Genomic DNA, 18,214 nt, shown 5'->3' on the forward strand with positions numbered 1-18,214 from the left:
ATCCGGCGGACACCCACCCACAGGGGTGTCCCACCACGTGGCGGGCCGGGCTCCGGCAGGATCACGGTCGGAGCGGGAGGGGTCCCTCGTCCTCCTGGCTGTTGCGCGCCCGGACCGGCGGGGCCGTCGCCCGCGGGGCGGAGACACGGCCCCGCAGGGCCGGAGCACGCGCGGGCCGCGTCAGCGGACCGCCTTGATCAAGTAAAGAAACTCTGAACAGCTCACCCTGTGCTGCGACAACTCTGTGCTGTGTCTCCTGCTTCTCCGTCTGACGCGGCCGGTTCAGAGGCGGTGCCCTGGCAGCCCCGACGACCCGCCCCTTGCCGCAGTCCTCCACCGACCCACGCAAGAGACGCCGGAGCCCCCACGAGAACCACGTGGGGGCTCCGGCGTCCAACCGCGTTGCCGTCAGCGTTGCCGTCAAACGCTCGCAACGACCACCAGGCGGGGAGGTTCATTCCGGACGATCACGGATCAACGATGATTCCGCGACGCCGCCCATCCCACCCTCTCGGGGGTATCAATGGTGGCGACTCCTGAGACACCTCGATCCGCAGATCCATTGAGGCGTCAGCTTCGATCATCCGCACCACGAACTGACGATCAGGGTAGCTCGCCATCAGCCGAGCCTGCCACGCCTGCACAAGAATACTGCCGAGTATCCGGTGCGTATCTACGAAGAACTCGGCTGGCCCGCGTGATTGACGAAACAGGTGCTGGATCTCGAAAATATTGTAGCTATCCACCATTTGAACCCACGACATTGCAGGCCATTCCGGATGTCCATCAGCCAGCGGAGTAGCGAGACGCTGGGCAATTTCTGCTTCATCATTCCCGCTCAGTGCCAGGAATACGGCACCGTGGATTTCTACCAGATCAGGCCAGTACAGCCAGCCGTACATCAGGGCCTGCGTGGCATCTCCTGCGTCGCTGAAATACGACACAGGATCTTCGGCATCCACATAGGGGAAAGATTTGTGCAGGATACGGCGCGCAGCCATGTGCTGGTTCATTCAGATTCCCCAAGGAGGTAACCCGGCGGGATGTTCTCCGGTACGTCGACGCCTGGGACTCCCTTACCACCGCCCTTCGGGTAATAGATGGGCGGCTCGATTCCGGAGTGGCTGCCACCAGTCCCGCGAAACCTTGGCCCCTTCTGCCAACCGGACGGAGCCCTGTCGTTCTTGATCCAGGTCTGATAGCGCGCAACCCTGCCATTTGCATCCCGCTCGAAAGCCGTGTGATCGCCTGTAGCGCCTTCCTGCGGTTGAAGATCCTCCGCCCGTCCACGCTTTGCAGCCTGCTCTGCGCCGCCACCGTCGCCGCAGTTGTGCACCAGGACCGGCGCGGCCCCCGCCAGCACATAGTACGTATGGAGCCGATCGACCGTCAGGTTGTGCGTCGTGGCGGATTGGGCGTAGTTGCGGACCGCTGTGACGGTGAGGGCGGTGCCGTCGGGCCGGCGGAGGTGTTCGCCGGGGTGGAGTTCGCCGGCGTCGACCCACTGGTGGCGGGTCTGGCTCCAGTAGGGGTGGTGGTGGGTGGAGGTGACCTTGGCCGGGGGGCCGCGGGGGTGGGCGTCGTCGGTGAGGGTGAGGTCGGTGAACTGCTTGTCGTCGGGGGTGGTGATGGTGGTCGTGACGGTCTCGGGTCGGGTCTGGCCGGTCTGGGGATCGGTGGCCAGGACCGTGTCGCCGTCGTGGATGTCCTGGATCGCCTTGGTGGTGCCGTCGGCCATCACGACCCGGGTGCCCGCGGGGAAGCTGTTGCACTGGGTGGGGGCGTCCGCCCCTTCGCCCGCCCCCTTGGCCTCGGCGTCGGCCTCGGCTCTGACGGACTTCGCTTCGGTGCCCGCCGCGTCGGTGGCTGTCTCCTTGCCGGCTTTCTCCTCGGCCGCCTTGGCCGCGGCCCTCTCCGCGGCCCGGGCCTCGTCGCCGGCCTTCTTCGCCTTGGCATACGCTCTGGCCGCTTCGGCCGCGGTGCGTTCCGCGGCCCGGATGGCGTCGTAGGTCTTGTTGATCTCTTTGTAGATCTTGAAGGCCTTGATGCCGATCTTGACGGCCTTGAAGATCTTGCCCCAGGGCACCGCGCCGAGCGCGGTGTTGAGGCAGGCCATGACGTCGCCCTTGGTGAAGCAGTCGCGGGCGTCGTTGTAGCCGATCAGGTCACCAACGATGTGGATGACCTGCTTCGTCAGTTCCGCGCGCTTCGCCTTGGTCCGGGTGACGGTGGTCTCGGCCTGGTCCAGCGTGGTTTCGGCCTGGGTCTCGGCGGCCGTCGTGCCGCTCTGTGGCTGCCCCGCCAGTTGTTCGTAGTACTGGTTGACCCCCTGGCACTCCGCGGCGGTGCCGCAGTCCATGCGCAGGCCGGTGGCGTCGGCCCTGTTGACGGGGCTGTTGTTGGCGTACGCGTAGGCGTTCCACTGCTGCGGGTCGCCGCCGTCCACGATGGGGTCGGGGCTGATGAAACGGGCGGTCTTCGGGTCGTATTCGCGGGCCCCGAGCAGGGTGAGGCCGGTCGCCTTCTCCTTGGTGCCGCCGACAAAGCCCTTGTCGCCCGCCCACGTGCCCTCCGCCGGCTGATTGCCGCGGTCGTTGCCGAACGGGTCGGTGGGACGGCGAACCTGGGAGAGGTCGTAGGAGTTGAACTGGACGCCGTTGGTGCCGTGCGGGTCCGAGCTCTGGTAGGCCAGGGTGGACTTGCCGCCGGTGGTGGTGCGGGTGATGGACAGGCCGCCGGGGGCGGCATACGTGCGGACATCCGTCAGGGTGCCGCTGGCGGTTTCGAGGGTGAGTTGGTCGGCGCCGAGGTTCAGCGTGGTCGAGCCGGGATCGCGGCGGATGATCTGGCTGCCCTGGGTGTCGTACAGGTAGCTCGTGCCGGCGCTCTGGCCGGTGCCGGTGATCTTGCCGAGTTTGCCCTGGCCGTCCCAGGTCAGGTTCTTGGTGCCGGGCGTGCTGGTGACAGATGTCGTGTTGCCGGCCGCGTCGTAGGTGTACGAGGTGGCCGTGGTGCCGGAGGGTCCGGTCTCCGTGGCGGACATCAGGGCGTGCGGGCCGCCCGTGCCGCCGCCCGACTGCGGGTCCGAGGAGGGGGTGTTCGCACCGGCACCGAAGGTCTGAGTGACCGTCACATCCTTGGCCGCCGCACCGGTGACGTCCTTCCTGACGAGCTTGGTGCGGTTGCCGAGCTTGTCGAAGGTGTACTGCTGCCAGTACGGGGCGGGACCACCGACGCTCGGCTTGCCCGCGCCGTCGGTCGCCGGTCCGCTGCTGTTGGCGCACGAGCCGATGCCGCGCACGCTCGGCTGGGGCGCGGTGGTCTGGGTGCCGGTGTCGGTCCAGGCCTGCGTGAGGCGGCCGAGGTAGTCGTGGGTGAAGCACTGCTGGTCGACGGCGTTGCCGTCCTGCGTGTCACGGACGGAGGTGACCTGGCCCGCGTGGTCGTAGGTGTACTCGTTGACGTCGACGCTGGCGGTCGGCGCGTTCTGCTTGTCGAGGATGGAGCGGATGACGCGGCCGGTGGAGTTGTCGTAGTCCAGGGTGGACACGATCTGGGCACCGGTGTCGCCGACGGTGGTGCGGATGGTGCGGCCGTAGGGGTCGTAGCGAAGATCCGCCACATAGGGCGTGTTGGTGAATCCGATGGTGCTGTCGAGCGAGGTCTGGTTGCCCAACGTGTCGACGCCGAAGATCAGTGTCTCGGCGCCCAGGCCGGCGCCCGGGATGGCGGGCAGCTTGCTCGTCTTCAGATTGCCGAAGGCGTCGTAGGCGTTGGTGGTCGTGTAGGTTCCCGCGAGCTTGCCCTCGGAGGACGGGATGATCGTCCTGGTGCCGAGCGGGCGGTACCCCTTGTCGTAGCCCGTGACCTCCGACGTGTACGCGCTGCCCGAGGCGCCGCCGACAAAACGCGTGGTGGCGGTGGGCTTGCCCAGAGCCAGGGTGTCGTAGGTGAACTTGCCGACCTGCTGGGACGGGTCGGTCGCGGCGCCCTCGTACGTCGCGGTGGTGCGGCCCAGCAGGTCGACCACGGTGGTGGCGCTCTTGCCCCGTGCGTCCGTCGTGGTGACGAGGTTCTTGGTGTCGTCGTAGGCGGTGGACGAGGTGCCGGAGTCCGGGTCGGTGGACGTCACCGAGCGACCGAGCAGGTCGTATGCGAAGGTCCACTGGTTGCCCGCGGAGTCCTTGCGCCACAGCTCCTTGCCCTGGGCGTTGTAGCCGTAGGTCGTCTCGTCGTAGGCACCGGTGGGGGCGTTGCTCCGGTACTGGCGCAGCGCCTCCGTACGGCCACGGCTGTCGGTGAGGGTGGCCGTGGCGTAACCGCCGGCCGGCGGGGTGGTGCGGACCTCGTCGGCGCCGGGGTAGTCGGTCTTCGTGCGCCACTGCTCGATGCCGTACGACTGGAAGACGGAGGCCGTGACGCGGCCCAGACCGTCGTAGACCTGCACGGTCTGCGACGGGACCTTGCTGTCCGGGTTGACGCCGCCGTTGGGCAGGAACAGCGTTCCGGCGGGGGCGGCCTCGTCGTTGTAGTACGCCGCGCTGGTCTTGATCTGCCAGCCGTGCGAGTCGAAGAGGGCATCCGTGATCGTCCGGCCGAACACGCCCGACGGCGTAGTGGCCTGGGTCTGCCGGATGCGCCCAAGGCCGTCGTAGATCGTGAAGGACGAGGTGTAGCTGCCGTCCCGCATGCGGGCCTGACTGAGCACGGTGGAGGGGGCGTTGGTGCCGTTCATCGCGTAGGAGAACTTGCGGTCGGCGGGCGCTCCGGTCGAGCGGTCGCTGTCGGGCTGCCAGGCGGCGACCAGGCGTCCCAGGGCATCGTCATCCTGTTCGCTGACGCGGCCGTTCTCGTCCGTGGCCTTGAGCGGCAGGGACCGGCCGATGTCGAGCGAGGTGACCGTCTTCCAGCCGAGCGGATTGGTGTGGGTGACCTGGCTGGGCAGGGCGCCCGTCGAGGGGCTGAACTCGGTCTTGGTGACCGCGCCGTTGGGGTGGGCCGCGTCGGTTCGGGTGGGGTCGGTGGTGCTGGTGACGCGGCCGTAGGCGTCGAAGGTGCTGGCGGCGTTCTTGCGGTATACCGGGGTGCCGTCGGCGGTGTAGCGCTCCAGGACCTCGGTGGAGGTCTGGTCCCCGGTCTCGTTGGCCTTGCCGAGCGGCAGGTTGTCGAAGTAGACGCGGGTGTCGGCGACCGTATTGGAGGAGGTGGCCATATGGTCGCAGCCGCCGGAGAGGGTCAGGGTGCGCGAGGCGAGGGGCTTGGGCGCGAGGTCGGGGCCGGTGGCGTACGTAAAGGTGATGCACAGCCGCTTTTCGGGGTGGTCGACGTCGCTGTTGTCGTCGACCTGGACCGGGCGTGCGGCGAGCGTGCTGTCGTATGTGGAGGTGCGCTCGGAGGTGCGCCAACTGCCGTCGGCCAGCCGGGAGTGGGTGGTGACCTCGGCGGTGTTGACGGCGCGCGCGGTGATGTCCGGCATGCCGCCGGACTGGGCGCGGGTCGCAGTGACGGGGCCCTGCCAGGGAGTGCTCACCTCGTCGGCGATGACGCTGCCGCCGTCGCGGTCGTAGGTGAGGCTCTGCCGGACGAAACCCGACAGGACGTTGTCGTCGGTGACGCTCCGGACCGTGGCGCCGCCGTCGACGGCGGTGGCATCGACGGTGACGCTGCGCTTGGAGCCGTCGGCCAGGACGTCGTTGTCCATGCCGCGGAAGTAGGTGCTGACGGCCTTGGTGCGCGGGGCTTCGGTCTGGTTGCCGGAGCCGGTGCGGGTGGTGACGGTGGCGTAGCCGCGGAACTGGTCCCAGGTGCGGGTCTTGGAGTCCGTCAGCTCGGAGTCGTTGCGGTGCCAGGCGATGCCGCCGCCGTACTCGTAGTCGGTGACCTTGGTGGGTGCGGTGGCGAACGTGTCCTGTTCGGTGACGCTCTGGACGACGGTCTTGTTGAACCAGTCCTTCACGGGATCCGGATAGGACTGCCCGGGCAGGTACCACCTGACCGGCATGCAGGCCATGGTGTTGTGGTCCTCGGAGGACGGCATCGTGTGGTTGAGCCGTGAGCACTCCGCGGGCCGGTAGACGACGTTGATCCTGCCGCCGGTCTCGGTCGTGATCGTCTGGATGCGCGGGCGCTTGAAGGTGGACGCCGTCGCCTCGGTGCCGTCCGGGCGTACGACGTTCCCGTCGACCCGGTTGGCGATCTCCAGCGGCTGGAACGAGACCGCGGGCAGGGTGATGGGGGTCTTGCCGTTGGAGCCGGTGCGCTGGACGGAGTCCAGCCACAGCGACGGCGAACTTCCATCTCCCGGATCCTGGAAGGACTGCTTGAGGGCGAAGGAGTCGACGCCGCGGTAGGAGGTGCCGTCGAGGACCTCGGTGTCGATCCGGGTGAGGCGCTTGGTGGTCCAGAACGTGGGCGACAGGTTCAGGCACTGGCCGCTGGCGGCGCAGTTCTGGTCGAGCGGGCTGTCGGGCCAGTACTTGGCGTTGTCCTTGGTGCGTTGGGACTCGGCACAGGTGATCGTGTCCTTGGCGAAGCAGCGCTCATCGGTGCGGAACCACACCTGGGCGGCGGGGTTGGCCTTGCCCTTGGCGGCGATCTGGTCGGGCAGGCGCTGGCCGTAGCCGATCCAGGTCGGGTGGCTGGCGCGCTGGTACTTGGTGAGGGTGCCGTTGCCGTTGTTCTGGCCGCCGCCGCGCGTGTAGTAGTTGTCCTCCTGCGCGTAGCGGTAGTCGATCAGGTTCTGGTGCGGGTCGACGACGTAGTCGAGGTTCCACTGCCAGCCCATCTGCGACCAGGTCCCCTTGGCGGCGGAGCCGGCGCCGAGGCACTTGTCCGCGTCGCCGGGCCAGTAGACGGGCACGGTGGACGCGGAGTTCGCGGCGGGGTCGCTGCCGTCACCGCCCGGCAGGTGGTTGGCACCGAAGTAGAACTGGGTGCCGTCGTTGACGGTGACCTTCCAGCCCTCGCCCTTCCATGCGCCGTTGTCCAGGCCGGTCAGCCGCTCGACTCGGGTGCCGTCCTCGCCCTGCAGGTGCCATACGCACGAGGTGTCGTCGCGCACCAGCTGGCCGGCATGCCCCGCGAGCGAGAGGTTCAGCAGGTCACCGCCCCAGCACTCGTCACCGGAGCCCTTGACACCCGCGTCGTCACAGCTCTTGTACGTACGGGAGATGGAGCCCGGGTGGTAGTCCCAGCCGTCGCCGATCCAGCTCGCCTGGGCGTTGGTGGAGGCGGTCTTGCCGTCCACGGACGAGGAGTCGTAGCCCAGCGAGAGACTGGGAGCCGGGCCGGCCAGGGCGGAGGGGACCTCCACGGTGTAGCCGTAGGTGAAGTTGCCCGCGTTGGCGCCCGCCTGCCAGGAAGCAGACGGGCTGAGCGGAGAGGCCTTGAAGTCGCCGCCGGCCCCCGCCGGGCCGGGCTCCACGGCCAGCACCACGCTCTGCGCGGCCAAGGTCTGCGGGGCCTCGGCCGACCTGAACAGCGACGACTTGGCGCTCCCCGGCGCCATGTGCCACGGCATGGCGACGTCGGCCACCAGCCGGCCCGAGGCGTCCGTGCGGGCGGTGACCGGGGTGCGCCGCGTACAGCCCGCGGCCTTGGGCGTGGTCAGCGCGCAGCCGGGGAGCTGGACGACCCGGGCCCGGTCGGCCCAGGTGGCGCCGGCGGCCTTGGCCCATGTGGCGATGTCCAGGCCGACCTGGATCTTCCCGGGGGCCGCGCCTGATCCGGTGTCGGTCAGCGATACGAGGGCGCCGTTGACGCCCGTCCTGCCGGCCTTGGCGGTGTCCGCCACCTCGACGCGCAGCGCCGCATCATCGCTCTGCGCGGTCGCCGCGGAGGAATTACCCGGCGTGTGATCCGGGCCCTGCCCCGGGGCGATCCACACCGGCAGCTTGCCGGCCTGGGTGAGGGCCGGTGCCGCGCCCGGTTTCCGCGACGCGGACGTGCCGGAGGGGGAACCGCCCACGACGACGGTTGCCGTGCCGGCCAGGCGGTCGCTCGCGGCGGGCGGCGACCAGCTCTTTCCGGTATGCGTCGTGGTGGCGGCCGACTTGAGGTTCGAGCCCTTGACCGGCTTGGTGTCCGGCAACGGGGTCTTCGGAGGCGTCCAGACCTTCGGGGACGCCTCCTTCGCCTCCACAGCAGGGAGGCCGAGCCCGGCGAACAGCACCGACAGAGCGGCTACCACGGCAATCCGTGAACGCCCGGCATTGGAGCGCGTGAAAAGCCCACCCCGACGAGACAACTGGTTCCCCCCACAGGACACAGAAGAAAAGACAAACATGCGGAAACGTGAAAACACCCGGCGGATCGCAACCGGGGTAAACGGCACCCTATGGAGCGTTAATTCGGCACGTACAGCGGAATTAAATATTCCGGCCAGGTGGCCAATGTCACGCACAGGTGCACTGCGGTAACTCGCGGGGCAGAAGGGGCATTTCGCCAACGGCACCATTGACAGATGCAATGCTGTGTAGGAACTGTGCGCATGACCTCTGCCCGCTCACAGATCACAGCGAGGACCTCCATCTTGAGGCCATCACTTCTCCATCCACGAATACTGGGGCCGGGGGGCTCACGTCGCCGACGGGCCGTCCGCGCGCCACTGGGAACGATCGCCGGTGCCGTCGTGCTCTCGCTGGGTATCGGCGTACTCACTGCCCCTGGGGCGGTCGCCGACGTCAGTGACGGACACGGCCCGGCCGACTCCGCCTGGCCGACCCCGCCACCCAAGAAGCCCACCGAAAACGAGAAGGCCCTGGACGCGGCACGCGCCCAGGCGAAGAGCACCGGAAAGCCGGTGGCCATCGGGTACATGACGTCGCAGAACGCGCGGACCGTCGCCAACCCGGACGGCACCCTCAGCACCGACACCTCGTCCAGCCCCTTGCGCGTCAAATCCGTCAAGGGGACATGGCAGGACATCGACACGACGCTGCACGCCAACGCGGACGGCACCGTCACCCCGACCACCGTGCCCACGTCTCTGGCCTTCTCCGGTGGCGGGGACGGCCCCATGGCCAGCATGACCACGAGCGACGGCAAGGAGCTCGCCATCAAGGCGCCCTTCATGCTGCCCAAGCCGGTCCTCGATGGTGACAGCGCCCTGTACGAGGCAGTCATGCCCGATGTGGACCTCGAGTTGACGGCCACTCATTTGGGCGGCTGGCGCCAGGTGTTGATCGTGCACACCGCGCGAGCCGCCGCCGACCCCGCCGTCAAGAAGCTCCATCTCGATGTGGTGGCCGACGGGCTCATCGTGAGCGCCGACGCGGCCGGCAATCTGACGGCGGCTGACGCCCAGGGCCGGCCCCGTTTCTCCGCGCCCAGCCCCGTCATGTGGGACTCCTCCCCGGCTCCCACGCCATCAGGGACCCAGAAGCCCTTCGCCCGTCGCGCCGCGCCGACCGCTTCCACGGACGGCGCGGGAGCCGACTCCACCGCGGATGGCCCCGGCGCGGGGGCAACCGTCGCCAAGGTGGCCGCCACCGCCGACAGCCACGGCATCGACCTCGTCCCCGACGCCGCAATGCTTGAGCACGGCACCGGGCCGTGGTTCATCGACCCGGGCTGGAATCCGTCGACCGACAACACCCTGCAGGCCTGGGCCCAGGTGCAGGAGGCCTATCCCAGTACGAACGAGTACAAGGGCACGCAGTACGGCCAGGACACACCGGCCACCGGCTACTGCGGATACGTCGACACCGAACACCCTTGCTCCCCCACCGGCCGGACCCGCGCTTATTTCCAAGTCGGCATCGGATCCGCGATCTACGGCGCCACCGTCCTCGACGCGCGTCTGTACGCCACCGTCATCGCCTCTTCCAGCCCCTCCACCAGGACCCCACTGGGCTTGTACGAGACGGGCACGATCAGCGACCCGACCAGTTGGAACCACCAGCCGTGCGGCACCGGTTCCGTCATGGGCGGCTGCTCGAAGATCGGTGCGAGCCTCTCGGTCTCAGGCACCGGCAGCTTCGCGTACGACGTCACCTCGACGATGAAACGGGCGGCCGCCAACCGCTGGGGCAACTTCTCGTTCGGGTTCGCCCCCGACAACGAGAACAACAAGTACTACCGGCAGCGGCTCACCTCGAAGGGCTCCGAGGCCCCGCACGTCGTCGTCACCTACGACATCAACCCAACCATCGGGAACCCTCGCACCAGTCCGGCCCCGGGGCGAGCGAGCACAGGTTCATACACCCAGTGCAACCTTCCGGACGAGCCCGGCTGGATCGGTGCCACCAGCACCGCGCTGACCGCCGACACCGACTCGCGCACGAACGAGCAGCTGTACACGACGTTCAAGCTGTGGGACAACAACAACGGCAACCAGACGTCGACCTTCACCACCGGGTGGAATTCCGCTGGCGACGTCACCGTCGACGCGGGAAACCTTGCCGACGGCCACCAGTACGGCTGGCAGGCCATCACCACGGACGGCACGCTGTCGAGCGACCCGACCGGAAGCTGCTACTTCCGCGTCGACCGCACCCCTCCCACGGCAGCCGTCGCCTCCAGCGACTTCCCTCCCTCCGGCACGCCCAACGCTCAGCCCCTCAAGGCCGGCCAGGAAGGCACCTTCACTCTCACCGGAACCGACCCCGCGCCCGTTGACGGCGGCCGCAGTTCCGGGCTCGCGTGCGCCCGCTGGACCACCGACCCCGTCCAGGCGGCCGCCACCGGCTGGAAGTGCACCGATTCGGCCACGGGCATCGTCAGACTCACCGCAGGCAGGGCGGACATCAAGATCACACCCCCGCACTGGGGCACGAACTTCGTCTACCTGCAGACCCAGGACAACGCGGGCAACATGTCCCAGCCCGCCGTCTACAGCTACTACGCGCCGTCCGACCTGAACGGCCCCCGCCCCGTCTTCGGCGACGTCACCGGCGATTCCGTCCCGGACGTCCTGTTGCCCGACAGCGCCGGCACCCTCCGCCAGATCGGCGGTGGCACCGACCCCGGCGCCGCCCCCAACGCCCGCATCCAGTCCGCCCCCGGCAACAACGGGTGGAACGGCATCCAGATCACCCACCGCGGCAGCCTGGCCAGCAAGAACGTCGACGATCTCCTGGCCCACCAGCCCGGCGCCGCCACGCTGTACGACTACCTCAACGACACCAACGGGGGCCGGTTCGACGGCCAGGCACCCGTGCCCGTGGACAAGCCGACCTCCTGTGTGGATGCGACTTCTTCGGCTCTCACGTGCACGGACTACGGTTACGGCGGGGACTGGACCAAGGTCACCCAGCTCGCGGCATTCGGCTCGCCCAGTGGTGACTCCGGCACGGTCCAGGGCACCGGCCAGTACGCCTTGCCACGGACCTCGCTGCTGTTCGTCGAGAACGGGCGGCTCTGGCTGGCTGTGCGCGACAGCAGCAACCATCTGGGCCAGGCCATGCTGCTCTCGGCCAACGACCAGCGCTGGGACGACTACGAACTGATCACCCCGGGCCGCGCCGGCGGAAGTGACTTTCCCACCCTGTGGGCCCGCTCCAAAACCACCGGCGCCCTCCGCGCCTTCACCATCAAAGGCAACGCCGACGCCCCGGACCTGACCGACTTCATCGACCCCGCCCAAGGTGTGGACCTCAAGGCGTCCATCGACCCCGAGCGTTACCCGCGCGTCGGCTCCGACGGCGACCTCACCGGGGACGGCCTCCCGGACCTGTGGGCCGTCGACGCCAAGCAGCAACTCGTCTCCTTCTCCGGCGCCGGCAGCGCTCCCACCACCGCCGCCCCGTACCCCACGGTCACGAGTCTGATCTCGACCGTCGTACCGCTGGGCAACCTCAACATGCCCATGGCCGGGTGGAAGCTCACTGGCCCCAACGCCCAGGGGAAAGTGGACAGCAGCGCCGGGGACTACCCGGCCACCGCGACGAACATCGCGTGGCCCACGGAAAGCATCGACGGCCGCAGCACCGACTACGCCTCCTTCAGCGACACCCAGTCGGCGATCACCACCAGCACCGGCGTGGTCGACACCCGCAAGAGCTTCACCATCAGCACCTGGGCCAAGGCGTCACAAGGCAACGGAGTCATCGTCAGCCAGGACAACTCCCAGGCCAGCGACTTCATGCTCTTCCCGGAGCACGATGGCGCCTACTGGCGGTTCGCCATCGGCAACACCCAGGACACCACCTCCGGCTGGAGATACGACGGCACATCCGCCAACAACGCCCAGGCGCAGGTCAACCCGGACGTCTGGACCAAACTGACAGCCGTTTACGATGCGGCCACCGGACGGATGAGCCTGTACACGGACGGCGTTCTCGTCGGCTCCGGCTACCACAACTCCGCCGCCAGCCCCGCCCCGAAGCCGGCCGGACCGCTCGTCCTCGGCCGCTACCAGGCCGACGGCCAGCCCAACGCTGTCGGGGGCCTGCACGGTGGCATCAGCAACCTCGCCATTTACCCGTACGCGGCCTCCGTCACCGCGCCCGGCACCGCTGGCCCCATCATCGCCGCCACCGACTCGGGCACCTGCGTCGACGACGACCACGCGGCGAGCACCGACGGAAATAGGATCGAGATCTACACCTGCAACCAGTCGGGCGCCCAGCAGTTCGAGCTCCGGGACGACGGCACCGTCCGTATCCAGGGCAAGTGCGTCGAAGCCGCGAACGGCGGGACCGCCAACAACACCCTGATCCAGCTGATGACCTGCCAGGGATCCCCCAACCAACAGTGGCAGGCCCGCGCGGACGGCAGCTACTACAACCCCGTCTCCAACCGCTGCCTGGACCGCCCGGGCGGCACGTTCGACCCTGGCACCTCATTGCAGCTCTACCAGTGCAATGGCGCCGCCTCCCAGCGATGGACGACCTCCACCCTGGGCACCGCCTCACTGCCGTCCCCGGCCCCCCTCCCGGCCAACGGCACTTAACTGATGCCGTCACAGTCGGACACCCGCCCGGAGTGGACCAGCTCCAACTTCTAGAACAGAACGGGCCACCGAAGCCCGGATCGCGGCGGCCACCTCCCAGCCTGGGAGGCGGCCGCCGCCCGTTCGCCAACCCGTTCCCGCCGGCTCGTGAACCGCATCGGACGAGCGCTGGTCGACGACACCGTGCTCGCTGGTGCAAGCTCCTGGCCGGCCGATCGAGGAACTGCTGGCCGGCACCCTCAGCCCGACCCCCCTTCCACCCCCCGCTCCCCCTCCCCCTCGCGCGCCCTCGGCTGGGGCAGTACGGGCTGCAGGGCGAGCAGGCGCTCGACCAGGCGCAGGAACATCGCCGCGTCGCGGAGCAGATCGTCGGCGTCCCGGTGGGTGGCCGCGCCCTGGATGCCTGCCTCGGCGCGGGCCCGCCGGTCGGCCCCCGAGGCGAACAGGGCGCTCCACTCCGTCAGTTCGGGCGCTATTTCCGGGAGCACTTCCCAGGCGCTGCGGATCCGCTGCCGACGGCGCGCGCTGGTTTCCGGGCGGCCGCGTGCGGCGAGGACGGCGGCCGCGGTGCGCAGGGCGGCCAGATGGGCCGTCGCGTACCGCTCGTTGGGGGCGTCGAGCACGGCCGCCTCGTCGAGACCGCCGCGCGCCTGGGCGAGCAGATCCAGGGCGGCGGGTGGCGCGCCGGCCCGGCGCAGGACGGGGTGGACGTCGTTCGCGGCGCCGTTCAGTGAGGGGGCAGGGCTGCTTGCGCGGCGCCGGGGTACAGCTGCTGCGTGGGAGCTGGCCATGACGAACCTCCTGTCGTCTGTGACGGCACTGTGGCCGTATGTGCCCATCGTGAGGGGCACCACTGACAATTACCCCCGAATCCACCTCTGACCTGCCGCTTTGCCCCGCCTGGCAGGTGCGGCTATCTTTTGTACTGACCAGTCAGTTCAAAAAGGGGCCGGGTGACCCGGTCCGGGGGACGCGAGAGCAGGGGGGAATCGGGAGAGTATGGACAGCCCGCACTCGGACGTGACCGGCGCGGCGATACGCGCCGAGGGCTTCGGACTCAAGGGGCCGCGCGGCTGGGCCTTCCGGGGCATCAGCTTCGACGCGGACCCCGGTTCGCTCGTCGCGGTCACCGGCCCCTCCGGCTCCGGCCGCACCTGCCTGCTGCTCGCCCTCACCGGCCGTATGAAGCCCACCGAGGGCCGGGCGCGGGTGGGCGAGCACGAACTGCCCCGCAAGATGGCCGCCGTGCGGCGGCTCAGCGCGCTCGGCCAGGTGCCCGGCGTCAGCGAGCTCGACCCCGCCCTCACCGTCGCCGAGCACCTGCGCGAGCGCGTGATGCTCCAGCGCCGCTACGACGGTTCGGTGCGGGCACTGCTGCGCTCCCCCGCCCAACGCCGCGCCGAGGCCCGCGCCCTGATCGAGCAGTCGCTCGCGTCGGCCGGTCTCGACCTCGCCTCGCTGCCCAAGCGCGACCGCACCCCCGTACGGGATCTGGAGCGCCTTGAGGCGCTGCGGCTCACCGTGGCCCTCGCGCTGATCCAGCGGCCCCGGCTGCTGGCGGTCGACGACACCGACATGAAGCTCTCGGACGCCGAACGCTCCGCCGCCTGGGCGCTGCTGCGCTCCATGGCGGACACCGGCACCACCGTGCTCGCGGTGTGCAGCGAGGCGCCCGCCGAGGCCGACACCACCGTGACGACGACAGAAACCGGCGCCGACGACGGTGCCACGAGCGAGGAGGGGGCGGGGGATGCGTTCGCCACGACTGGCAGCGCTTGAGCTGAAGCGGTTCGGCAGGGGGAGGATGCCGAGGGCCGCTCTGGTCGCGTTGCTTCTGCTGCCGCTGCTGTACGGCGCGCTGTACCTGTGCTCGTTCTGGGACCCGTACGGCCGTCTCGACCGGATACCGGTCGCCCTGGTCAACGACGACAAGGGGGCCGAGGCCGCCGGGCAGAAACTCCACGCGGGCGACGACCTCAGCGCCAAGCTGCGCGACAGCAAGACCTTCGAGTGGCACGAGGTCAGTGACGCCGAGGCGCGCGAGGGCCTGGAGAAGGGCACGTACTACCTGTCCCTGACCATGCCCGCCGACTTCAGCAAGAGGATCGCGTCCAGCTCCGGCGACTCGCCCGAGACCGGCGCGCTCCAGGTGCGGACCAACGACGCCAACAACTACATCGTCGGCTCGATCTCGCGCTCGGTCTTCTCCGAGGTGCGCGCCGCCGCGTCCAGCAAGGCGTCGCGGTCCTTCCTCGACAAGATCTTCGTCTCGTTCGGCGACCTCCACGACTCCACCGAGAAGGCGGCCGAGGGCGCGGGCGACCTCAAGGACGGGCTGGGCAAGGCCAAGGACGGCTCCAAGCGGCTGGCCGACGGGCTCACGAAGGCCAAGGACGGCAGCGGCAAGCTGGCCGGCGGGATCACCGAGCTCGACACCGGCGCGGGCACCCTGGCGAGCGGCGCCCAGCAGGTCGCCAACGGCACCCAGCAGATCGCCGACCAGGCCAACGGCGTGGCCGGCCAGGTGCGTCCGTACCTCAAGGACAACGGCAAGGCGGTCGGCGACGCGGCGAAGCTCCTTGCGGACTCGATCCAGCCCGTACGCGACCAGCTCACCAAGATCATCGACCTGGCGCCCGCGGCGGCGGCCGGCACCCGCAAGGCCTCGAACGACCTCGACACCCTCTACCAGCAGCTCTGTGTGGACACGTCCACCGAGGGCCAGGTCTGTCCGAAGCTGAACGAGGCCAAGAAGGCGATGGCCACCGGCGCGACCCTCAGCGAGGACGTCAACAACCTCGTCAAGGACCACGGGGGTGAATTCAAGAAGCTCGACAAGAGCCTCGAAGACCTCCAGACCAAGGCTCGTGACCTCGCCGCGAAGGCGCCGCACCTCTCCGGCGACCTGGAGAAGAAGGTCGCCGACATCAACAAGCTCAACAAGGGCGCGCACGACGTGGCCAAGGGCGCGGCCGCCATCCACACGGGCCTGGGCAGCGCCAAGACCGGCTCCACCGACCTCGACTCGGGCATCGACAAACTGAAGACGGGCGCGGGCTCGCTCGACGGCGGGATCGTCAAGCTCTCCGACGGCTCCGTCCAGCTGTCGAACGGCCTGCACGACGGCGTCGGCAAGATCCCCGACTACGACAAGCAGCAGCGCGACCAGCGCACCGAGGTGATGGCCGACCCGGTCAGGCTGGCCTCGCAGGCGATGCACAAGGCGCCCAACTACGGCACCGGTTTTGCCCCGTACTTCATCCCGCTCTCCCTGTGGGTGGGCGCGATGGTCGCGTACATGCTGATCCAGCCGCTCAACCGGCGCGCCCTGGCGGCGGGGGCCTCGGCCTGGCGGATCGCGTTCGCCGGCTGGCTTCCGGTGGCGGCCGTCGGGGTGCTCCAGGTCGCCGCGCTGATGTCGGTGCTCCACTACGGGCTCGGCCTCGAAATGCAGCGGACCGCGGGGACGCTGGGCTATCTGGCGCTGACCTCCTGCTGCTTCGCGGCGATCGTGCAATGGCTCAACGCCAAGTTCGGGGCCGCCGGACGCATCCTGGTGCTCGCCGTCCTGATGCTCCAGCTGACGTCGGCGGGCGGCACCTACCCCGTCCAGACGAGCCCGGCCTTCTTCAACGCCATCCACCCCTACCTGCCCATGAGTTACGTCGTGGACGGCCTGCGCAGGCTCATCACCGGTGGCGACCTGGGCGTGGTGTGGCAGGGCTGCGCGGTCCTGGCCGCCTTCACCGTGGGCGCCCTCGCGCTGACCGCGCTGTCGGCCCGGCAGAAGCAGGTCTGGACGCTGGACCGGCTGCACCCGGAGCTGAGCCTGTGAGAATCGACGCCATGGAGAGCAGCAGCACCAGACGCCAGGCGACCCGGCAGAAGCTGTACGAGGCCGCCGTGACGCTCATCGCCGAGCAGGGCTTCTCGGCCACCACGGTGGACGAGATCGCCGAGCGGGCCGGAGTCGCCAAGGGCACGGTCTACTACAACTTCAAGAGCAAGACCGAGCTCTTCGAGGAGCTGCTGCGCCACGGCGTGGGTCTGCTGACCGCGTCCTTGCAGGCGGCGGCGGACGAGACCGACGAGCGGGGCGGCACCAAGGTCGAGGCCCTGGACGCGATGATCCGGGCCGGCCTCGGCTTCATCCACCGCTACCCGGCCTTCACCCAGCTGTACGTGGCCGAACTGTGGCGCACCAACCGCGCCTGGCAGTCGACCCTCCTGGTGGTGCGTCAGGAGGCGGTGGCCGTCGTGGAGGGGGTCCTGCGGGACGCGGTGGCCGCGGGCGAACTGAGCGAGGAGATCGACATCCCGCTCACGGCCGCGGCTCTGGTCGGCATGGTCCTGGTGGCCGCGCTCGACTGGCAGGCCTTCCAGAGCGAGCGCTCCCTGGACGACGTCCACGCGGCGCTGTCAAGACTGCTGCACGGCCGGGTCGGCGGACGCTGACGAACCCGCCCCGACCGGGGCCCGTCCCGCGAAAGCACGCCGGGCCGGCGCGGTTCAGTCCCCCCTGAACCACGCCGGCCCGGCGCTTCCCCCGTACGTCCCCCCGGGTCTCCCCCGTACCCCGTCACGTCCGGGGAGCCGCGCCGGTTCCGCCGCCCCGTGCCGGCGGTACCGGCGCCGCGCCCCTTCCGTGGCCTCCACCATCCCGTCTCCGCAGGTGGGAACCCATCCGTTCAGCTACTCATCTCGCGATCTGAGTACGCGTACTCAGACAGCCGCGCTCGACCCCAGGGCCAGGCTTCCAGCGGCTGCTGTCACCAGGGCGACGTATCTGTCACCTCGGGACGGCGCTCTTCCGTGAGGTCGTGAGCCGTGTGTCCCGTCGCATCCCAGTCGGCGGATTCTCGCGGGGTCTCAGCCGTGCCGGCGGATTCTCACGGCATCGCGCTCAGAGCGGCGCCGCACCGGATGCGTCCGGCCCGCACTGCACGGGCAAAGTCGGTTGGAACGTTCAAGATCGGCGCAGCGTCACTGGGGCGCCGGAGGCCGCGCCTATCCGGACAGTTCACGGACGTGAGTCTGGATAGGTGGAGGCGTGAGCACGGCGCTGCATCGCGCCCGCGCGAAGGAAGCCCGCGCCAGGTCTCGCCCATCGTCTCCTGGACATCTGACCACTTACGGGCCCCGCAACATCCCGGGCCCGTGCAGGAGGGCGTGTACGGCATGATCAGATGCCCCTTGACGACGGGGTGCCCTACCTCAGCGACCAGTCCGGCCACTAGGGGGTGTCTGGTGGATCAGGGTCGGTCAGGGTGCGGCGCCTGGTGCGGTGCATCGCAAGGCGCCGGAACGTCGTGATAGCGGAGC

General features: G+C 69.3%; 7 protein-coding genes. 4 read left to right on the forward strand and 3 right to left on the reverse strand.

The window, feature by feature from the left end; genetic code table 11:
- Nucleotides 1-467: 467 nt before the first annotated feature.
- Entirely contained in the window at nucleotides 468-1,013 is a 546-nt protein-coding gene (locus tag ACGFW5_RS15090; protein ID WP_393834649.1) for a hypothetical protein, read from the reverse strand.
- Nucleotides 1,010-8,188, reverse strand: a complete 7,179-nt coding sequence (locus tag ACGFW5_RS15095) for a polymorphic toxin-type HINT domain-containing protein (RefSeq protein WP_393834650.1) — start codon at nucleotides 8,186-8,188, stop codon at nucleotides 1,010-1,012. The genes ACGFW5_RS15090 and ACGFW5_RS15095 overlap by 4 nt, the downstream gene beginning before the upstream one ends.
- 441 nt (nucleotides 8,189-8,629) lie before the next feature.
- Here ACGFW5_RS15095 and ACGFW5_RS15100 point away from each other — a divergent pair, with 441 nt between their 5' ends.
- Nucleotides 8,630-12,892, forward strand: a complete 4,263-nt coding sequence (locus ACGFW5_RS15100) for a ricin-type beta-trefoil lectin domain protein (protein WP_393834651.1) — start codon at nucleotides 8,630-8,632, stop codon at nucleotides 12,890-12,892.
- Between the two features lie 239 nt (nucleotides 12,893-13,131).
- Here the strand turns inward: ACGFW5_RS15100 and ACGFW5_RS15105 are convergent, their stop codons facing one another.
- Entirely contained in the window at nucleotides 13,132-13,683 is a 552-nt protein-coding gene (locus ACGFW5_RS15105) for an SAV_6107 family HEPN domain-containing protein (protein ID WP_393834652.1), read from the reverse strand.
- 208 nt (nucleotides 13,684-13,891) lie between these two features.
- Between ACGFW5_RS15105 and ACGFW5_RS15110 the strand changes: the two genes are divergently transcribed.
- From ACGFW5_RS15110 to ACGFW5_RS15120, 3 genes are read left to right on the forward strand one after another with little or no spacing between them, the layout of a single operon-like run.
- Nucleotides 13,892-14,671 (forward strand): ATP-binding cassette domain-containing protein, encoded by a 780-nt coding sequence (locus ACGFW5_RS15110; RefSeq protein ID WP_393834653.1) that lies wholly within the window; start codon nucleotides 13,892-13,894, stop codon nucleotides 14,669-14,671.
- Nucleotides 14,643-16,727: a YhgE/Pip family protein gene (locus ACGFW5_RS15115; protein WP_393834654.1), complete on the forward strand. Its 2,085-nt coding sequence runs from the start codon at nucleotides 14,643-14,645 to the stop codon at nucleotides 16,725-16,727. Before ACGFW5_RS15110 ends, ACGFW5_RS15115 begins: the two co-directional genes overlap by 29 nt.
- An 11-nt stretch (nucleotides 16,728-16,738) precedes the next feature.
- The gene (locus ACGFW5_RS15120; protein ID WP_393834655.1) at nucleotides 16,739-17,347 is read left to right on the forward strand and encodes a TetR/AcrR family transcriptional regulator; all 609 of its coding nucleotides are present in this window, start codon (nucleotides 16,739-16,741) and stop codon (nucleotides 17,345-17,347) included.
- The last annotated feature ends 867 nt before the right edge of the window (nucleotides 17,348-18,214 follow it).

The sequence above is a fragment of the Streptomyces sp. NPDC048416 genome (assembly GCF_043200435.1).
Lineage (GTDB): Bacteria > Actinomycetota > Actinomycetes > Streptomycetales > Streptomycetaceae > Streptomyces.

What these genes read in the sequence shown, in the direction of transcription:
- ACGFW5_RS15090 (WP_393834649.1), bottom strand. Translation starts at nt 1,013, where the DNA reads ATGAACCAGCACATGGCTGCGCGCCGTATCCTGCACAAATCTTTCCCC.
- ACGFW5_RS15105 (WP_393834652.1), bottom strand. Translation starts at nt 13,683, where the DNA reads ATGGCCAGCTCCCACGCAGCAGCTGTACCCCGGCGCCGCGCAAGCAGC.
- ACGFW5_RS15110 (WP_393834653.1), top strand. Translation starts at nt 13,892, where the DNA reads ATGGACAGCCCGCACTCGGACGTGACCGGCGCGGCGATACGCGCCGAG.
- ACGFW5_RS15115 (WP_393834654.1), top strand. Translation starts at nt 14,643, where the DNA reads ATGCGTTCGCCACGACTGGCAGCGCTTGAGCTGAAGCGGTTCGGCAGG.
- ACGFW5_RS15120 (WP_393834655.1), top strand. Translation starts at nt 16,739, where the DNA reads ATGGAGAGCAGCAGCACCAGACGCCAGGCGACCCGGCAGAAGCTGTAC.